This is a genomic window from Glycomyces tenuis DSM 44171 (genome assembly GCF_000427885.1).
Classification (GTDB): Bacteria; Actinomycetota; Actinomycetes; order Mycobacteriales; family Micromonosporaceae; genus Glycomyces; species Glycomyces tenuis.
Map to the genome: position 1 here is coordinate 48,621 of NZ_ATYW01000009.1, position 16,959 is coordinate 65,579.

At 71.0% G+C, this 16,959-nt stretch carries 13 protein-coding genes and 1 tRNA gene; 4 read left to right on the forward strand and 10 right to left on the reverse strand.

The annotated features are described in order from the left end of the window. Positions 1–27: 27 nt before the first annotated feature. From coaE to YWW_RS0111895, 4 genes are all read right to left on the reverse strand, one after another. A complete protein-coding gene (gene coaE / locus YWW_RS0111880; RefSeq protein WP_026930290.1) occupies positions 28–1,218 on the reverse strand; it encodes a dephospho-CoA kinase in 1,191 nt (396 codons plus the stop codon). Between the two features lie 68 nt (positions 1,219–1,286). Beyond that, positions 1,287–2,786, reverse strand: a complete 1,500-nt coding sequence (gene rpsA / locus YWW_RS0111885; protein WP_026930291.1) for a 30S ribosomal protein S1 — start codon at positions 2,784–2,786, stop codon at positions 1,287–1,289. A 281-nt stretch (positions 2,787–3,067) separates the two neighbouring features. After that, the gene (gene polA, locus YWW_RS0111890) at positions 3,068–5,767 is read right to left on the reverse strand and encodes a DNA polymerase I (protein ID WP_026930292.1); all 2,700 of its coding nucleotides are present in this window, start codon (positions 5,765–5,767) and stop codon (positions 3,068–3,070) included. Positions 5,768–5,827: 60 nt separating this feature from the next. Beyond that, the gene (locus YWW_RS0111895; RefSeq protein ID WP_026930293.1) at positions 5,828–6,445 is read right to left on the reverse strand and encodes an ANTAR domain-containing response regulator; all 618 of its coding nucleotides are present in this window, start codon (positions 6,443–6,445) and stop codon (positions 5,828–5,830) included. A 196-nt stretch (positions 6,446–6,641) separates the two neighbouring features. On the opposite strand from YWW_RS0111895, the gene YWW_RS0111900 reads away from it, so the two are divergent. Continuing rightward, positions 6,642–6,718: transfer RNA gene (locus YWW_RS0111900), tRNA-Leu, on the forward strand. Positions 6,719–6,862: 144 nt separating this feature from the next. Here the strand turns inward: YWW_RS0111900 and YWW_RS0111905 are convergent. Further along, complete coding sequence (locus tag YWW_RS0111905; RefSeq protein ID WP_026930294.1) at positions 6,863–8,296, reverse strand: MFS transporter; 1,434 nt, start codon at positions 8,294–8,296, stop codon at positions 6,863–6,865. Between the two features lie 99 nt (positions 8,297–8,395). Here YWW_RS0111905 and YWW_RS0111910 point away from each other — a divergent pair, with 99 nt between their 5' ends. Continuing rightward, positions 8,396–9,250 (forward strand): helix-turn-helix transcriptional regulator, encoded by an 855-nt coding sequence (locus YWW_RS0111910; protein ID WP_211228529.1) that lies wholly within the window; start codon positions 8,396–8,398, stop codon positions 9,248–9,250. A 39-nt stretch (positions 9,251–9,289) separates the two neighbouring features. On the opposite strand, the gene YWW_RS29910 is transcribed toward YWW_RS0111910, so the two are convergent. From YWW_RS29910 to YWW_RS29915, 5 genes are all read right to left on the reverse strand, one after another. Beyond that, positions 9,290–9,958: a DJ-1/PfpI family protein gene (locus YWW_RS29910; protein WP_051325698.1), complete on the reverse strand. Its 669-nt coding sequence runs from the start codon at positions 9,956–9,958 to the stop codon at positions 9,290–9,292. Positions 9,959–10,016: 58 nt separating this feature from the next. After that, positions 10,017–11,816, reverse strand: coding sequence for an alpha/beta fold hydrolase (locus tag YWW_RS0111920; RefSeq protein WP_026930296.1), 1,800 nt, complete (start codon positions 11,814–11,816; stop codon positions 10,017–10,019). Then, a complete protein-coding gene (locus YWW_RS0111925; protein ID WP_035699231.1) occupies positions 11,813–12,400 on the reverse strand; it encodes a TetR/AcrR family transcriptional regulator in 588 nt (195 codons plus the stop codon). Before YWW_RS0111925 ends, YWW_RS0111920 begins: the two co-directional genes overlap by 4 nt. A 270-nt stretch (positions 12,401–12,670) precedes the next feature. Beyond that, the gene (locus YWW_RS0111930) at positions 12,671–13,099 is read right to left on the reverse strand and encodes a tautomerase family protein (protein WP_026930298.1); all 429 of its coding nucleotides are present in this window, start codon (positions 13,097–13,099) and stop codon (positions 12,671–12,673) included. Positions 13,100–13,199: 100 nt separating this feature from the next. Further along, positions 13,200–14,222 carry an RNA polymerase subunit sigma-70 gene (locus YWW_RS29915; protein WP_051325699.1) on the reverse strand — a complete coding sequence of 341 codons (1,023 nt, stop codon included), beginning with the start codon at positions 14,220–14,222 and terminating at the stop codon, positions 13,200–13,202. Between the two features lie 84 nt (positions 14,223–14,306). On the opposite strand from YWW_RS29915, the gene YWW_RS34060 reads away from it, so the two are divergent. Then, positions 14,307–15,110 carry a GNAT family N-acetyltransferase gene (locus YWW_RS34060; protein WP_026930299.1) on the forward strand — a complete coding sequence of 268 codons (804 nt, stop codon included), beginning with the start codon at positions 14,307–14,309 and terminating at the stop codon, positions 15,108–15,110. 118 nt (positions 15,111–15,228) lie between these two features. After that, on the forward strand, positions 15,229–16,923 hold the full coding sequence (locus tag YWW_RS29925) for a proline--tRNA ligase (protein WP_051325700.1): 1,695 nt from the start codon (positions 15,229–15,231) through the stop codon (positions 16,921–16,923). Positions 16,924–16,959: the final 36 nt, after the last annotated feature.

Here is a 16,959-nt window from a genome sequence, read left to right on the forward strand (position 1 = left end):
CACCTTTTTCGTGTTCGGGGCCTGGTCTCAGCAGACCGGGGGGTGCCAGGCCGTCTGTTCGGCCCAGCGGTTGGCGCGGGGCCAGGCTTCGCGCACGAACCAGGGTTCCTTGGCGTCGGCGTAGGCCGTGGCCGAGTCGACCTTGGCGGCGAGCATGCCCTTCTCTTGGGCGTAGTCGGCTCTGGCTTGCGGTTCGGCGCGGAGCCAGTCGCGGAACAGCAGCGCGAACCGCTGGCCGGGGCTGTCGATCGGCCGGAAGTGGACGTGGGCGAGGTTGCCTGGGTCGGCGTAGCCGTAGAAGCGTTTCTCCCATTCGGAGACGTCGGGCTGCTCCGGTTTGGGGTCGTCGAAGGCGGCGCGGCCGAAGAAGCCGGCTTCGCCGAGCGCGTTCTCGAGCATGTCGACGGCTTTGAGGGTCACGACGGTGACCTGGATGTCGATGATGTCCTTCGCGGGCAGGCCGGCGACGGCCGTGGAGCCGACGTGGTCGATGCGGACGGCGCTGGGGCCCATGACGCGGCGCAGGCGCGCGGCGAGGTGTTCGAAGCGGCGCGGCCAGGCCGGGTCGGATTCGACGAACTGGAGTTTCTCGGGCCGTTTCTCCTTGGTGCCGAGGCGCAGGTTGTCGGCGAAGGGGACGATGCGTTCGTCCCACAGCATCGCCACGCGCCGTTCGATCTCCTCGAGGCCTTCGCCGTTGTGGAGGACGACGTCGCATACTTCGCGGCGTTCGGCGTCGCTGGCTTGGGCGTCGATGCGTCTGAGGGCGTCGGCGCGGTCCATGCCGCGTTCGACGAGCCGTTCGAGCCGGAGCTCTCGCGGCGCTTCCACGTCGATGGCGAGGTGGAAACTCGGTGCTCCGCCGGTTTCGGCGAGCAGGGGGATGTCTTGGACGACGATGGCGTCGTCTTCTTGGGCGGCGGTGAGCTCTCGGGCTCTCTGGCGGACTCGCGGGTGGATGATCGCTTCGAGTTCGGCGCGGGCGTGCGCGTCGTTGAAGACGATGCGGGCGAGTCGGGCACGGTCGAGGGCCCCTTCGGCGTCGAGGACGCCGGGGCCGAAGCGGGAGACGACGGCGGCGAGGCCGTCGGTGTCCTGGGCGACGACGTCTCTGGCGAGTGCGTCCGCGTCTATGACGTAAGCCCCCAGTTGGGCGAGCTTCGCCGCGACCGTGCTTTTACCGGCTCCGATGCCACCGGTCAATGCGACTTTAAGCACATGTAGAACACTACCCGCCCCGGGCGAACAACCTGGGACGGGTAGTGGTCTGTCAGCTTAAGGAGTGACTAGCTTCCGGCGAGTTTCTCGCGCAGTGCGGCGAGGGCCTCGTCGGTGGCCAGCGTTCCCGAAGGTTCGGCCGGGGCCGACGTCTTCTTCTCGGCGGACTGCTTCTTCGCGCCCTTGTCGCCCTTGGGGGCTTCGCCCTCGGCGGGCTTGGCGGGAGCCTCGGTGATGACGCGCTCGGCGATCTGCTTGCCGTGCTCCTCCCAGCGGGTGCGGGCTTCGGCGTACTGGCGCTCCCACTCTTCGCGGGCCTCGTCGTAGCCTTCCATCCACTCGCCGGTCTCCGAGTCGAAGCCCTCCGGGTAGATGTAGTTGCCCTGGTCGTCGTACTGGGCGGCCATGCCGTACAGGGTCGGGTCGAACTGCTCTTCGTTCTCGACGAAGGCTTCGTTGGCCTGCTTGAGCGAGAGCGAGATCCGGCGGCGGTCGAGGTCGATGTCGATGACCTTGACCATGGCGTCGGAGCCGACCTTGACGACCTGCTCGGGGACCTCCACGTGGCGTTCGGCCAGTTCGGAGATGTGGACCAGGCCTTCGATGCCGTCCTCGACGCGGACGAACGCGCCGAAGGGGACGAGCTTGGTGACCTTGCCCGGCACGATCTGGCCGATCGCGTGGGTGCGGGCGAACTGGCGCCACGGGTCTTCCTGGGTGGCCTTCAGCGACAGGGAGACGCGTTCGCGTTCCAGGTCGACCTCGAGCACCTCGACCTCGACCGGCTGGCCGACTTCGACGACCTCGCTGGGGTGGTCGATGTGCTTCCAGGACAGCTCGGAGACGTGGACCAGGCCGTCGACTCCGCCGAGGTCGACGAAGGCGCCGAAGTTGACGATCGAGGAGACCGTGCCCTTGCGGACCTGGCCCTTGGCGAGCTGGTGCAGGAACTCGGTGCGGACCTCGGACTGGGTCTGCTCCAGCCAGGCGCGGCGTGACAGGACCACGTTGTTGCGGTTCTTGTCGAGCTCGATGATCTTGGCTTCGAGCTCGCGGCCGACGTAGGGCTGGAGGTCGCGCACGCGGCGCATCTCCACCAGCGACGCGGGCAGGAAGCCGCGCAGCCCGATGTCGAGGATGAGTCCGCCCTTGACCACTTCGATGACCGAGCCGCGGACGACGCCGTCCTCGTCCTTGATCTTCTCGATCGTGCCCCAGGCGCGCTCGTACTGGGCGCGTTTCTTGGACAGGATCAGGCGGCCTTCCTTGTCCTCCTTCTGGAGGACGAGGGCCTCAACGTGATCGCCCACAGCGACGACGTCTTCAGGGTCCACGTCGTGTTTGATCGACAGCTCGCGCGAGGGGATGACGCCCTCGGTCTTGTAGCCGATGTCGAGTAGGACTTCGTCCCGGTCGACCTTGACGACGGTACCTTCGACGATATCGCCGTCGTTGAAGTATTTGATGGTCGCGTCGATCGCGGCAAGGAGATCCTCGTCAGAGGCGAATTCGTCGACCGTGGTGCTGTTTTCAGCGTTGCTCGAGGTGGCCTCGATGCTGCTCGTCATGTGGGCTGGTGCTCCGGATACGTTCAGATTCGTCAGCTCGCGCCCGCGCCATCCCAATGTGCGGCTCCGTAGGCGTCGCCGTTGAGTGCCAAATGTACAGCTCCGCAGGTGGTTGCCGCGAGACGCGAATGCTCGCATTTACATTGCGCCCGGCCGTCCTGCCGTTAGCGGCCTCGTGTCCTGCTCCCTACCGAGGACACGGACAGACCCGGGCCAATCCAGGTTACCGTGCGCGATAATTCCACGCCAGTCCGGGCTGGTACTGGTGTTGATCGACACCGCTAATGCGCCGCCGCCTCCCAGGAATCGCCGAATCCGGCCGAGACGGTGAGGGGGACGGCGAGTTCGGCCGCGCCGGACATCTGCTCGCGCACGAGATGCTCGAGCCGCTCGGCCTCCCCGGGGGCGACTTCGCACACCAGTTCGTCGTGGACCTGGAGGAGCACACGGGAGTCCAGGTCCGCCTCGCGCAGCGCCCGGTCGACGCCGAGCATCGCGGTCTTCATGATGTCGGCGGCGCTGCCCTGGATGGGGGCGTTGAGCGCGGCCCGCTCGGCCATCTCGCGCCTCTGGCGGTTGTCGGAGGCCAGGTCGGGGAAGTAGCGGCGCCGGCCCATGATCGTCTCGGTGTAACCGGTCTTGCGGGCCTGTTCGACGACGGTGTGCAGGTAGCTGCGGACCTTGCCGAAGCGGTCGAAGTAGTCGTCGGACAGCTGCTGGGCCTCTTCGGTGGAAACGCCGAGCTGCTGGCTGAGCCCGTAGGTCGACAGGCCGTAGGCGAGGCCGTACGACATGGCCTTGATCTTGCGGCGGTGCTCGGCGGTGACCTGGGCGGGGTCGACGGCGAAGACTTTGGCGGCGACGACGCGGTGGACGTCCTCGCCGGACTTGAACGCGTCGATGAGCCCTTCGTCGCCGGTGAGGCTGGCCATGATGCGCATCTCGATCTGGCTGTAGTCCATGGTCATCAGCGATTCGAAGCCGTCGGAGACGACGAAGCCCGCCCGGATGTCGCGCCCGGCCTCCGAGCGGACGGGGATGTTCTGGAGGTTCGGGTCGGAGGAGGACAGGCGGCCGGTGGCGGCCACGGTCTGGTGGAACGTGGTGTGGATGCGCCCGTCGGTCTGGATGGTGGCGCGCAGGGTGGCGACGATCTGCTTGAGCTTCTCGACGTCGCGGAACCGCAGCAGCCGCTCCAGCAGCGGGTGCCCGGTCTTGGCGTAGAGCTGCCCGAGTGCCTCGGCGTTGGTGGTGTAGCCGGTTTTGGTGCGTTTGGTCTTGGGCATCTTCAGCTCGTAGAAGAGGATCTCCTGGAGCTGCTTGGGCGAGCCGACGTTGAAGGGGCGCCCGACGATCTCGTGGGCGGCGTCGGTGGCCTCCTTCGACTGGGCCGCGAAGCTCGCCTCGATGTCGGCGAAGTGGCCTTCGTCGGCGGCGATGCCGGTGATCTCCATGCGCGCCAGGACGCCGGTGAGCGGGTATTCCATCGCTTCGGCGAGGCGGGCCTGCTGGCGTTCGGCGAGCCGCTCGGTCTGGACGGCGGCGAGCGAGCCCACGGCGCTCGCGGCGGCGCAGTCCGCTTCGAAGCGGGACTTGTCGTCGGCCATGGCCGCGTCGAGGCCGACGAGGGTGCCCTCGCCGGTCTCCTGCGCGGCGGTCTCGATCTCCCGGCCGAGGTACTGCATGGCGAGGTCGCCGAGGGCGTAGGTGCGCTGCTCGGGTTTGAGGAGGTAGGCGGCGATGACGGTGTCGGCCCGCAGCCCGGCCGGTTCGGGCCAGCCTGCGGCGTCGGCGCCCCAGTTGAAGCCTTTGACGTCGTGGACGATCTTGCCGCGCGAGGCGTCGGCGAGCCAGTCGGTCCAGGCCCGCTCGTCCTCGGCGTCGAGCTGGGCCGGGTCGAACCAGAGCGCCTCGCCGCCTTCGGCCAGGGCGATGGAGTCGAACGAGCCCGCGCCCGAGGCGAAGGCGCCGGCGTAGGCGATCGCGACGTCGCCTTCGCGGGAGCCGAGCCAGGCGGCCATGCCGCCGGGTTCGAGGCGCGCGGCCCGGACGTGGTCGACCTCGGCGTCCTGCGGGGCCGCGCCGCCGACGGCGCGGTCGCCGAGGCTGGTGTTGATGCGGTCGCCGAGGGTGCGGAACTGGAGGGCGTCGAACAGCCGGTTGGTCTCCTCGACCGACCAGCCCTCCCAGGCCAGGTCGTCGACGCCGCGGGGCAGGTCGAGGTCGCAGACGAGGCCGTTGAGCCGGTAGTTGCGCAGGACGTCGTCGAGGTGCTCGCGCAGGTTCTGGCCGGCCTTGCCGCCGATCTCGTCGACCTTGCCGACCAGGCCGTCGAGGGAGCCGTATTTGACGATCCACTTCGCGGCGGTCTTGGGGCCGACGCCGGGGACGCCGGGCAGGTTGTCGGACTTCTCCCCCACCAGCGCGGCGAGGTCCCGGTAGCGGGCGGGTGTGACGCCGTACTTCTCCTCGATGAGGGCGGGGGTGTAGCGGGCGAGGTCGGTGACGCCTTTGACCGGGTAGAGCAGTGTGACCGATTCGCCGACGAGCTGGATGGTGTCGCGGTCGCCCGAGGAGATGAGGGTGTGCGCTCCGGCCGCCTCGCCCTGCGTGGCGAGGGTGGCGATGATGTCGTCGGCCTCGTAGTGCTCCTTGCTGAGCCACGCGATGCCGAGCGCGTCGAGGAGTTCCTGGATGATGGGGATCTGGCTCTTGAACTCCGCGGGGGTCTCGGCCCGCCCGTCCTTGTACTCGGCGTACTCCTCGGTGCGGAAGGACCGGCGCGAGACGTCGAAGGCCACGGCGATGTGCGTCGGCTTCTCGTCCCTGAGCAGGTTGATGAGCATGGACGCGAAGCCGTAGACGGCGTTGGTCACCTGGCCGTCCTCGGTCGAGAACTTCTCGGCGGGGAGCGCGAAGAAGGCGCGGTAGGCCATCGAATGGCCGTCGATCAGCAGGAGGCGGGATTGCGAAGCGGTCACGCCCCAGAGCCTAGCGAGTGCCTCCGACAAGTCCGGTGCAAGCCCGGGGCGGCATGTCCGCTATTCGGCGTCCTGGGCTTCCTTCTCCTTGGCCTCTTCGATGACGCGGGTGGCGACGTCCCGCATCGACAGGCGGTGGTCCATGGCGGCGCGCTGGATCCAGCGGAACGCGTCGGGTTCGGCCATGCCGTACTGGGTCATGAGCAGGCCCTTGGCGCGGTCGACGAGTTTGCGGACCTCGAGGCGTTCGGTGAGGTTGTCGACCTCTTTCTCCAGGGCCGTCATCTCGGCGAAGCGGGTGAGCGAGAGCTCGATCGCGGGCACCAGGTCGGACTTCTGGAAGGGCTTGACGAGGTAGGCCATGGCGCCGGCCGAGGTGGCGCGGCTGATCAGGTCGCGCTGGCTGAACGCGGTGAGGATCACGACGGGGGCAATGCGGGCGGAGACGATCTTCTCGGCGGCCTGGAGGCCGTCCATGATAGGCATCTGGATATCGCAGATCACCAGGTCGGGCTGGTGCTCTTGGGCGAGCCGGACGGCCGCCTCGCCGTCCGCGGCCTCGGCTACGACCTCGTAGCCCTCCTCGGTGAGCATCTCGGCCAGGTCGAGGCGGATGAGCCCCTCGTCTTCGGCGATGAGCACGCGCTTTCGCGGCTCCTCGGCGGCCTTGCTCGTCATGCGTGTCCGTACCTTTCATGCGCGTCTGGTCGGTCGGGCGTGCGGCAGTGAAGGCACACCAGGAAGTTAGCTTATCCGGCGCGGCGGGCGGGCGCATCTCCCTATGTCGAGCGTTTCGGACAGTAGGCCCCATCAGTCACCGGCCGTATCGCGGGGGTATCATGTTCTGCGGTCCAGGCCTCAATGGTCGGAACCGGGCCCGGTATTCCAATTGGCAGAGAAGACGGATTCAAAACCCGTACAGTGTGGGTTCGAGTCCCACCCGGGCTACCACAGGCACCGCACCTGAACAGCGGAAACGGCACTTCGACCTGAAGTGCCGTTTCTCGTTTCGCGCGCTGTTCCCAGGCCCCGTAGCAGGGCCCGCAGCGGCATCGCCGAACAGCGCCCGCCGCTTCGGGCGTTTCGCGTGCTGGTTCAGGGGGTTGTGGGATCGGTCGTCTTGCGGCGGAGCGCGGCGGCGGCGATCACCGGGCCGAGGAGGCACACCGCGGCCGCCGTGGCGAAGGCGGCCCGCAGCCCGCCGAGGGTCGCCAGCTCCCCTGCCGTGGCGGTGAGCGCCTCGGTGCGGGCCGCGGCCACGGCGGTCAGTCCCGCGATGCCGACGGCGCCGATGAAGGTGGGCATCTGGGCGAGGCCGCCCGCGACGCCCTGGTCGGCCTCGTCGAGCCCGGAGGTGATGGTGGTGATCGCCGCGACCACCGTCAGCACGTGTCCGAAGCCCATCACCGCCGAGCCGGACAGCAGCAGGGCGAGCCCGCCGGCGGCGGGCAGGAACGCCAGCGCGGCGGTGCCGGCGGCTTGCGCGGTCAGACCGATCGCGATGGCGGCGGGGGCGCCGCGGGAGCCGATCAGGCGCGAGGCGATCGAGCCGGCGGCCAGTGCCGCGGCGCCTTCGCCGAGGAAGGCCAGGCCGGTCTGGAGCGCGGTGAATCCGAGGACGTCCTGCATGTGGACGCTCAGCAGCAGTGTGGCTCCTCCGCACATGCCGAAGGTGATCAGTCCGACGGCCATGCCCCACTTGACCGTGCCGCGGCGCAGCAGCCGCGGCGGCACCAGGGGGTTGGCGTGCCGGGACTCGACCGCGAGGAAGGCGGCGAGCAGCGCGGCCGCGCCGGTGAGCGACACGAGTGCGGGCGGGGCGGACCAGCCGGTCTCGCCGCCGGTGGTGATGCCGTAGACCAGGGCGAACAGGCCGGTGCTCGCCAGGACGGCGCCGGGGACGTCCAATCGGGCGGCGGTGCTCGGGGCCGGGTCGGGCAGCACGGTGAGCGCGCCGACGATGATGAGGGCGCCGATGCCGAACAGGAGCAGCATGGTGGCGCGCCAGTCCATGCCGGAGGTGATGAGGCCGCCGCCGATCGTCCCGACGACGAAGCCCAGGGACAGCAGGGCGCCGTTGACGCCCATCGCCTTGGTGCGTTTGGGGCCTTCTTCGAACGCGGTGGTCATCAGGGCCAGCGCGGTCGGTCCGATCGCGGCGGCGGCGACGCCCTGCCCCGCCCGGGCGGCGATGAGCATCGCGGGTGAGACGGCGAGCCCGGCCAGCAGCGAGCAGGCGGTGAAGCCGGCGACGCCGAGGACGAACAGTCGGCGGCGGCCCACCAGGTCAGAGGCTCGGGCGAACAGCGGCATGAGCGCGGCGGTCGGCAGCAGGCAGGCGGTGGCGACCCACTGGAGGCCGCCGGTGGTGGCGAAGTCGAGGTCCCGGCCGATCTCGGGCAGGGCGACGGTGATGATCGAGTAGTCGAGGCCGGTCATGAACGTGGCGCCGCACAGGGTGATCAGGATTAGTCGTTCGCGCGCGCCGAGCCGTTCGCCGGGGCGGCTTGTGATGGAGTCGGTTGCCATGACGGCGATCCTGCGGTGGAACGGGGCCCTTGGCCAGAGCCCTGTCGGGGGTACCACTGGCAGGTGCAGCTTGCGGATCGGCGAGGCAGAATGGTCGGCGTGCCTTCTGCTTCCCCCATCGGCGCGTTCCTGCGTTCGCGGCGCGCCCGGCTGCGGCCCGGCGACGTCGGCCTGGGCGAGGGCGTGCGGCGGCGCCGGGTCCCGGGATTGCGTCGTGAGGAGTTCGCGCCGCTCGCCGGTGTCAGCGTCGGCTATTACACCCGGCTCGAACAGGGGCAGACGCCGAACGTGTCCGATGCGGTGCTCGACGCGATCGCCAGGACCCTCCGGCTGGACGAGGAGGAGCGCGCCCACCTGTACCGCCTGGCCCGTCCGGATCGCCGAGCGAGCCCGGACACCGGCCCGGACCGGCTGCTGCCGGGGCTGCGCGCCGTGGTCGACTCCATAGTGGATCTTCCGGTGCTGGCAGTGGGACGTGCAGCGGATTACCTGGCCTGGAACAGGTTGGCGCACGCGCTGTTCGCGTGGAACCAGGATTTCGCGGCCGCCGGGCGGCGCGACCCGATGGCCAATATCGTCCGGCAGGACTTCCTCGACCCGATGGCGCGTGAGCTGCACGTCGATTGGCGGCAGAAGGCCGTCGACGGCGTGGCCTACCTCCAGGTCGCGGCCGGGCGGTATCCGAGGGATCGCGCGATCGCCGCCTTGATAGCCGAACTGCGCGAGGCCAGCGGGGAGTTCGTCGAGATCTGGGAGACCCATCCCATCGGCACCTGCGCCACGACGACCCGCCGCTACCGCCACCCGGCCCTGGGCGAGTTGACCCTCACGGCCGAATTCCTGCGTTCGCGGGACGACGCCGGGCAGGGCGTCTCGATCTTCAGCGCCGCGCCGGGCTCGGAATCCGAAGCGAAGCTGCGGCGGCTGGCCGCCGAACTCGCTCAGGCGTCCTGAGCAGTGGCCCGGCGGGGCCACTGCTCAGGACGAGCGGTGTCAGGCGTTCCGTGGTGTCGGGAGGGTGGCGTGGTCGGCCATCGACGGGCCGATCAGGTCGAGGGCGGGTCTCCAGAGCGACACCGGTGCGGACTGCGGTGAGCCGGCGTCGAAGGGGGGCCGCGGGTCGTATTCGAGGGCCAGTTGCACCGTCTTGGCCGTCGTCGCATCGCTTGCCCGAGCGAGCAGGGCGAGCGCCATGTCGATGCCGGCGGACACCCCGGCGGCAGTGACGACCTTGCCGTCGACGACGACTCGGTCGTCCACCGGAACCGCGCCGAACCCCGCCAGTCCGGCCCGGAACGCCCAGTGGCCGGTGGCGCGGCGACCGGTGAGGAGTCCGGCGGCGGCCAGGAGCGTCGATCCCACGCAGACCGACGCCGTCCAGTGGCTGTGCTCGTGCGCCTCGCGCAGCCAGGACAGCAGCTCCTCGTCCCGGACCGCGTTGAGCGCTCCGGGACCGCCCGGCACCAGGACCACGTCGGGGCGGGCGATCTGGGCATAGGCGGCCTCGGCGACCAGGTTCAGGCGCTCCCGGTCGTCGCGGACGGGCCCGACGGCGCCGGCGACGAAGGTGACCGTCCATCCTGGCGCGAACGCCAGCACGGTGTAGGGGCCGACGGCGTCGAGGGCGGTGAAACCGGGATACAGCGGGATGGCGACGTGCATGGTGATTCCTTCGTTCGTGGGTTGTGCGTGGCGTGTGCATGGGGTGGCGGTGCGGCGCTCACCGCCGCTCGGGCGGCGGGGTCGACGCGATCGCCGCGGCGAGCCGGTCGGGGTGTGTCAACTGGGGATGGTGACCGGCTCCGGGGATGACGGTCGTCCTCACGTTCGCGAGCGCGTCCACCAGCGGCCGGGCGTCCGGCGCGAGGGGATCGTTTGCGCCGACGACGAGGTGCACCGGGCCCCGATGCCGTTGCAGCAGGGCGCGGAGCCGCTGACGCCACTTGCGGTCGGAGGCGGCGGACGCCAGGCCGGCCACCCTCTCGGCGACTCCCGGTCGCCGCAGGTCACTGACCACGGACTCGAGGGCCGGCCCCTGGGAGCGGTCGCCGGTCAGCAGTTCCGCCAGATCGGCCGCGTCGGCCCGCCGCAGTTGCCACCGGATCAGGGGTCGCGGCGCGGCGCGGCGCGGCTGGAGGAAAAACGGCGACACCAGTGTCAGGCTCGGCCGGCGGTCGGGGTGCGCGGCGGCCGCTTCCAGGGCCACGGCGGCGCCTATCGACTGGCCGATCAGATGGACGCCCTCGCCGCCGTCGGCGAGCAGCGCCGCCGTCCACCGGTCCCAGCCCGAACGGCCCGTGCCCGGGCTCATTCCGGTGCCGGGCAGGTCGACCGCTCGCGTCTCCGGGAGCAGTTCGACCACGCGCGCCCAGGAGTCGGCGTTGACGGGAAGGCCGGGCAGGATCACGCGCTGCGCTTCGGCGTCGCCGAGCTCGAACGTGCGGGCGCCGCCGACCCGCGTGAACCTGCGGCCCGGTTCCGGCGCGGCCCCGAAGCGGTGCGCGGCCAGGTGATCGGCCCAGGCCAGGATCGAGTCCATCGTGTCCGGTTTCTCGAGCCCGTGGCGCTCGGCCAGGGCGTTCGCCGCGTCCGTCGGATACCGGTCGTCCGACAGGAAGGTGAGCGTCTCGGGGTCCGCCTTCGTCAGGCGCCGTGGGAGCCGCTTGAGGACCTGGGCCGGCACCCGTGTTCGGGGCACGCCGACGCGGTAGTGCGCGCCGACGCGGCCGAGGAGCTCGGGCAGCGGCGGCGTGTGCTCGTCGAGCAGCCAGTATGAGGTGTCGACGGTGCTGGGGTCGGTGGGGAGCATCGCCATGAACCTCGCCACGTAGTCGACCGGGATCACCGGGACGAACGTGGTCGGGCCGCCGGGAAGCGCCGGCAGGCCTCCGCGCCACAGGTGCTCCAGTGTCGTCGCCAGGCCCAGCTGCTGCTCGGCCTCCCCGGTGCGGCTGTCGCCGATCACCGTGGCGGGGTTGACGATCGACCACGGCACGCCCAGCTCTCGCGCGCGTGCTTGCACGACGGCGTCGGCCTCCTTCCGGGAGGCCTCGTAGGGGCCTTCGCGGTAGGCCTGCTCGATGCGGTGCTCGCTCCAGGGCACGGCCGCGGGGTCCTGGCCGCCGACCCGGTACCCGGACACCTGGACCAGTCGCTCCAGTCGCGGGAGCCGCGCGGCGAACGCCACGACCGCCTCGGCACTGCCGACATTGGCGCGCCGCGCCTCCTCGACGCTCATGCCGAAGCGGTAGGCGCCCGCGCAGTTGTGGATCTCGGTGATGTCCGTATAGGCCGCCGGGCCTCCTGGCAGCAGGTCCGCGGCCTCGAAGTCGACGCGGACGTCAGTCGGCGCCTCGGGGGCGCCGTGCGCCGCGAGCCAGGCGCGGAGCCGCTCGTACGATGCCGGGGTTCGGGTGGCGACGCTGGTGCGGGCTCCGGCCCGGAGCAGTTCGAGCACCAGGTGCCGTCCAATCTGGCCTGAGGACCCGAACACCAGGGCATGCCGTTTCGCGTCCGTCACGGCCCGGTCCTCTCGAGCATCGTGGACAGGAGTGTCTCGGCGGCCCGCAGTGGTCCGACGTCGCGCTGCGCGCGCGAGACGATGGTCGCGCCTTCGACCATGCTCACCACGGCCGTCGCCAGTGAGCGGGCCTTGTCGACCGGGTGTCCCTCGGCCGCCAGGAGGGCCGCGAACGAGGCGATCCAGGTTTCGAAGGCCTTCGCGCACGCCTCGCGGAGGCGGTCGTCATCCGCCCCCATCTCCAAGGTGACCACCGATACCGGGCAGCCCAGCCGGAAGTCGCTTCGCGTGAGGATCTCGCACAGCACGTCGACGACCCGGGAGAGGACCTCCCGTGGTGTCGCCGGGCCCGGTTCCGTCCGGTCGATGAGGGTCTGGAACCGGGAGGCCGCGAGCGCGATCGCCGCTTCCCCCATGGCGCGCTTGCCCTCGGGGAAGTGGAAGTACAGGGAGCCTTTCGGGGCCCGGGCGTGCGCCGTCACCGTGTTCAGCCCGGTGCCGGCGTAGCCGCTTGCCTGGATGAGCTCCAGCATCGACTCCACGAGTCGCTCCCGGGTCCGGGCGCCTTTTGAGGTGTCAGTCATGATGAGATAATAGACCAGTCTACATATTTTTTGCATCGGGGGTCCGGGGCGAAGGACCGAGCCGAATCGCGAGCTCCGCGGCACGGGACTTCCCTTCCATCCCACGGGGTGTGCGGGTGCACCGACGAGCGGGGCGGGCGCCGCCCACCGGTGACATCCGGTGGGCGGCGCCCGCCCCGCAAGGCGTGGCCGGCTCGGAGGGCCGCCCGATCCTCGGCGAGGGGGCGGGGAGGGTATGGAGCCGCTCGCCGGCGCCCCTTGCTCAAGGGGTCAATCGGCCCGGCTCTCGCCCGCGGCGTTGAGTTGGTCCACCGCCGCGACGATCTCAGGAGTGTCGCATTGCAGACCGGACCTCCAGCCGACGTTCTGGAGCGGGTACTCGTTGATGAGGATCAGGGTCTCCTCGGTGTTCGCCAGCTCGGCATAGCCGCTCGCGATCGCCGCCGTGATCTGCTCGACGAGCTTGCGCTTCGCGTCGAGGTCGTGGAACTCGGGCGCCTCGATCGAGCAGACCGGCCGGACCGGTTCGGCCCCCACCTGGCCGTCGACGGCGATGTTCTCGGCCGGATGCTCCCGCAGCCATCCCCGGTGGTCGGGGAACCGGTACGTCTCGTGCATCGCGCGAGTGACCTCTGCGAGGACCTGCCGCTTGGCTTCGGGCGCCGCCCCCTCGGGGACGTCGATCGTGAACACGGGCATGGGTTGTGCTCCTTCTTGTCTGGATGGATCGTCTGGACGGATGTGGCGGATCGCCGCTCGGCCGCAGGTGGCGAACGCGAGGCCGCGCGGCGGGAACTGGTCACATGGCGACCTCCTGCGCGTGGGGCTCGGGAGGGAGCGGGTCCGGCAGATCGAAACCCGCCAGGATGCGGCGTTCGCGGAATACGACGATCCCGCTGAGGGCGGCCCCGGCGGCGTCGAGCACGTGGAGGCTTTCCGGCCGCCACTCACCGGTCTCGCCCTGCGCGTAGAGGACGACCGCGGGCTGAGTGTTGGCGGCCGTCGCCACCGCCCGCCAGCGCCGTTCCCCGATTCGGGCGCCGAGGAACGCGCCGACGTCGGCGCGGCCGCGGAACCAGGAGGGGTTCGGCGGCATCTCCAGCGTCACGTCCTCATGGAGGAGCGAGACCAGGCCGTCGACGTCGGAGGACACGAACGCCCGCGCGTACGCCTCCAGCCGCTCCAGCTCACGCTGCTCCTCGGGCTCCCGAATCCGCTCCGCGGCGGGTGCCGCCTCGCTCAGGCGGCGCCGAGCGCGCTGCAGGTGGTTGTTGACCGAGGGCACGGTGAGGTCGAGCATCCCGGCCACGTCGGCGGCCGGGAACATCAGCACGTCACGGAGCACGAGCACCGCCCGCTGCACCGCCGAGAGGTGTTGCAGCGCCGCCACGAACGCGAGCCGCATACCGGAGCGAGCGGCCGCCTGCGACGCCGGGTCGGCCCGATCGTCGTCGAGCGCGCGACCCGGCAGCGGCTCGATCCACAGCGTCCCCGGCGCTTCGTCGCCGAGCCGACCGGTGTCGACCGGCGCGGACAGGTCCGAGGGGAGCGGGCGCCGGGCCGCGGCCCCGCGGGCGTCGAGGCTGACGTTGGTGGCGATCTTGTAGAGCCAGGTGCGCATCGAGCTCCGCCCTTCCCATCGATCACGGAACCGGAAGGCCCGGAGCAGGGTCTCCTGCACCGCGTCCTCGGCGTCCTCGGCCGAGCCGAGCAGGCGATAGCAGTGCGCCAGCAACTCGGTCCGGTACCGGGCGGCCGGCTCGTCGAGCTCCCTCGGGCCGGCCGCGGGCCCGTCGGATATGCGGGCGATCTCTTCGGTCATACATGGGTAGACCGTTCTCGGCCCGGATTCTGCTCGCTCGCGACCGATCCGTACCGCGACCGGGGCGGGTCTATCGTGGGGCTCATGAACGATCGCATCACCGCCGACGGTGCGGCCTGGCCGCGGTTCGAGGCGGCCGTGGAGGACTTCTGGTCGCTCGGCGGGGAGGTGAGCGCCCACGACGGCTATGAGCTCGTGCGCCACCGGGCCGCACCGGACCATCCACTGGGCAACTTCTGCCGCGGGCTCCGCACCGCGGCCGCGGCGGAGAGCATCCGCGCCCACGGCGACGACGCGGCGGCGCCGCTGCCGCCGCGTGTGATCATCGACACCGAGGCCCCGCCCGCGGTCGAAGCGGTCCTCGCCTTGAACGACTGGGCGCTCGAGCGGCTCCTGGTCCTCGAACTGGCCGCCGATGTGCCCGTTCCCGAGCCGCACGGCCTCCAGGTGCGGCATGCCGACGGCGAGGAGGACTGGCGCGAGATCGAGCGGCTGTTCCGCATCGACCACCTGGAGGAGGACGCCCGCCACGGCTCGCCGCCGCGTCCGCCCGAGCTGACGCGCTCGGCGGTCGCGCTGCGGCGCGCGCTCGGACCGCAGGTGCGCTACCTGCTCGCGGAAGGGGACCGCAGTGTCGTGGCGACGATCGCGGTGTGGGTCGGCGGCGAGGGCATCGGGCTGATCGAGGACGTCTTCGTCCACCCCCGGGAGCGGGGCTCGGGGGTCGCCACGCAGATGCTTCGCCGCGCCGTCGCCCACGCCCGGGGCCGCGGCGCCGGCTCGGTCCTGATCGGAGCGGAGATCGACGACACCCCGAAGCACCTGTACCACCGGTTCGGCTTCCGCCCGGTCGGCGTGCAGCACAGCTACCACAGGCCCACGCCCTGACCCGCCCGAGAGCCGGTGTCACCGGCCGAGACCGCCTGCGGCCGCAGGCGCCGGCGGCACTCCCTACAATCGACCGGGTCGTGATCACGCCGTCCGCATCGTTCCTGGAGGTATCCGAATGCGCTGGTCCCAGCTGTACACGCCGACACTCCGCGAGGACCCCGCGGAGGCGGAGGCGGCCAGCCACAGGCTGCTGGTCCGCGCCGGGTTCATCCGCCAGCTCGCCGCCGGCCACTACACCCTGCTTCCCATGGCGATGCGGGTGCGCGAGAACGTGGTCCGGATCATCCGCGAAGAGATGCAGCGGATCGGGGGCCAGGAGTTCCTCCTGCCGACGATGCACCCCGCCGAGATCTGGAAGCGCTCGGGCCGCTACGACTCGGTCGACGTCATGTTCAAGCTGACCGACCGCAAGGGCAACGAGCAGGTCCTCGGCCTCACCCACGAAGAGGTCTTCGCGACCCTGGGCGCCGAGCTGCGCTCCTACCGGCGGCTCCCGCAGATCTGGTACCAGTTCCAGACCAAGTTCCGCGACGAGGCCCGCCCGAAGGCGGGGCTGCTGCGCGTCCGCGAGTTCACCATGAAGGACTCCTACTCCTTCGACCTGGACGAGGCGGGCCTGGACGCCTCCTTCGAGGCCCACCGGGCCGCCTACGAACGCGTCTTCGCCCGCCTGGGCCTCCCGGCGATCGCGGTGAACGCCTCCTCAGGCGCGATGGGCGGGTCGGCCTCGACCGAGTTCATGTGCCCCTCCGAGGCCGGCGAGGACTTCGTCGTCCGCTGCCCGGCGTGCGGCTACGCGGCGAATGTCGAGAAGGCGGGCTCCCGGCTCGATCCCGTCCACGACCCGGACTCGACCGAGCTCGCGCCGTTCGACACCCCCGGGGTGCGGACCATCGACGACCTCGCGCGGGTCCACGGTGTGGCCGCCGACCGCCAGGTCAAGACCCTCGTCTACGTCCTCGACGGCCGGCTCACGCTCGTGCTGCTGCGCGGCGACCACGCCCTGGTCGAGCAGAAGCTCGCCGACGCCACCGGCGCGGCCCGGATCCGTCCCGCGCACGACGAGGAGATCGCCGAGGCGCTCGGCGCCCGACCGGGCAGCCTCGGCGGCGTCGGCGTCACCGGGCTGCCCGTGATCGCCGACGCCGCGCTCCGCGGCCGCCGCGGCATGGTCACCGGCGCCAACCGCGACGAGGTGCACCTGCGCGGCGTCGACGTCGAGCGCGACATCGCGCCCGGCCGGTGGGCCGATCTTCGGGAAGTCGCCGCGGGCGAGCCCTGCGGGGACTGCGGGAGCGCGCTCGAGGTCGTGAAGTGCATCGAGGTCGGCCACATCTTCAAGCTCGGCCGCAGGTACGCCGAGGCGTTCGGCGTGACCGTGCTCGACGCCGAAGGGCGGGCGGCGACACCGATCATGGGCTCCTACGGCATCGGCGTGGAGCGGGCGATCGCCGCGATCGTCGAGACCCACCACGACGAGTCGGGGATCGTCTGGCCCGCCGCGGTCGCCCCGTTCCAGGTCGACATCGCCGCCCTGGGGGACGATCCCGAGGTCGTCGAAGCGGCCGACCGTCTCTACCGCGAACTGGCCGAGGGGGGCGTCTCGGTCCTCCTCGACGACCGCGACGAGCGGCCCGGCATCAAGTTCAAGGACGCCGAGCTGTGCGGCATCCCGCTGCGGGTCACCGTCAGCAGGCGGGGCCTGGGCGAGGGCACCGTGGAGGTCACCGAGCGGTCCACCGGCGCGACCGAGCGCCTCGCGCCGGGCCGGGTGAAGGGACACGTCGCGGCGAGCCTGAGCGGCTCGTAGTCCTGCGCGGCCCGGGCGTCCGCCGCCTCGCGGAGA

What these genes read in the sequence shown, in the direction of transcription:
- rpsA (WP_026930291.1), bottom strand. Translation starts at nt 2,786, where the DNA reads ATGACGAGCAGCATCGAGGCCACCTCGAGCAACGCTGAAAACAGCACC.
- YWW_RS0111895 (WP_026930293.1), bottom strand. Translation starts at nt 6,445, where the DNA reads ATGACGAGCAAGGCCGCCGAGGAGCCGCGAAAGCGCGTGCTCATCGCC.
- YWW_RS0111905 (WP_026930294.1), bottom strand. Translation starts at nt 8,296, where the DNA reads ATGGCAACCGACTCCATCACAAGCCGCCCCGGCGAACGGCTCGGCGCG.
- YWW_RS29910 (WP_051325698.1), bottom strand. Translation starts at nt 9,958, where the DNA reads ATGCACGTCGCCATCCCGCTGTATCCCGGTTTCACCGCCCTCGACGCC.
- YWW_RS0111925 (WP_035699231.1), bottom strand. Translation starts at nt 12,400, where the DNA reads ATGACTGACACCTCAAAAGGCGCCCGGACCCGGGAGCGACTCGTGGAG.
- YWW_RS0111930 (WP_026930298.1), bottom strand. Translation starts at nt 13,099, where the DNA reads ATGCCCGTGTTCACGATCGACGTCCCCGAGGGGGCGGCGCCCGAAGCC.
- YWW_RS29915 (WP_051325699.1), bottom strand. Translation starts at nt 14,222, where the DNA reads ATGACCGAAGAGATCGCCCGCATATCCGACGGGCCCGCGGCCGGCCCG.
- YWW_RS34060 (WP_026930299.1), top strand. Translation starts at nt 14,307, where the DNA reads ATGAACGATCGCATCACCGCCGACGGTGCGGCCTGGCCGCGGTTCGAG.
- YWW_RS29925 (WP_051325700.1), top strand. Translation starts at nt 15,229, where the DNA reads ATGCGCTGGTCCCAGCTGTACACGCCGACACTCCGCGAGGACCCCGCG.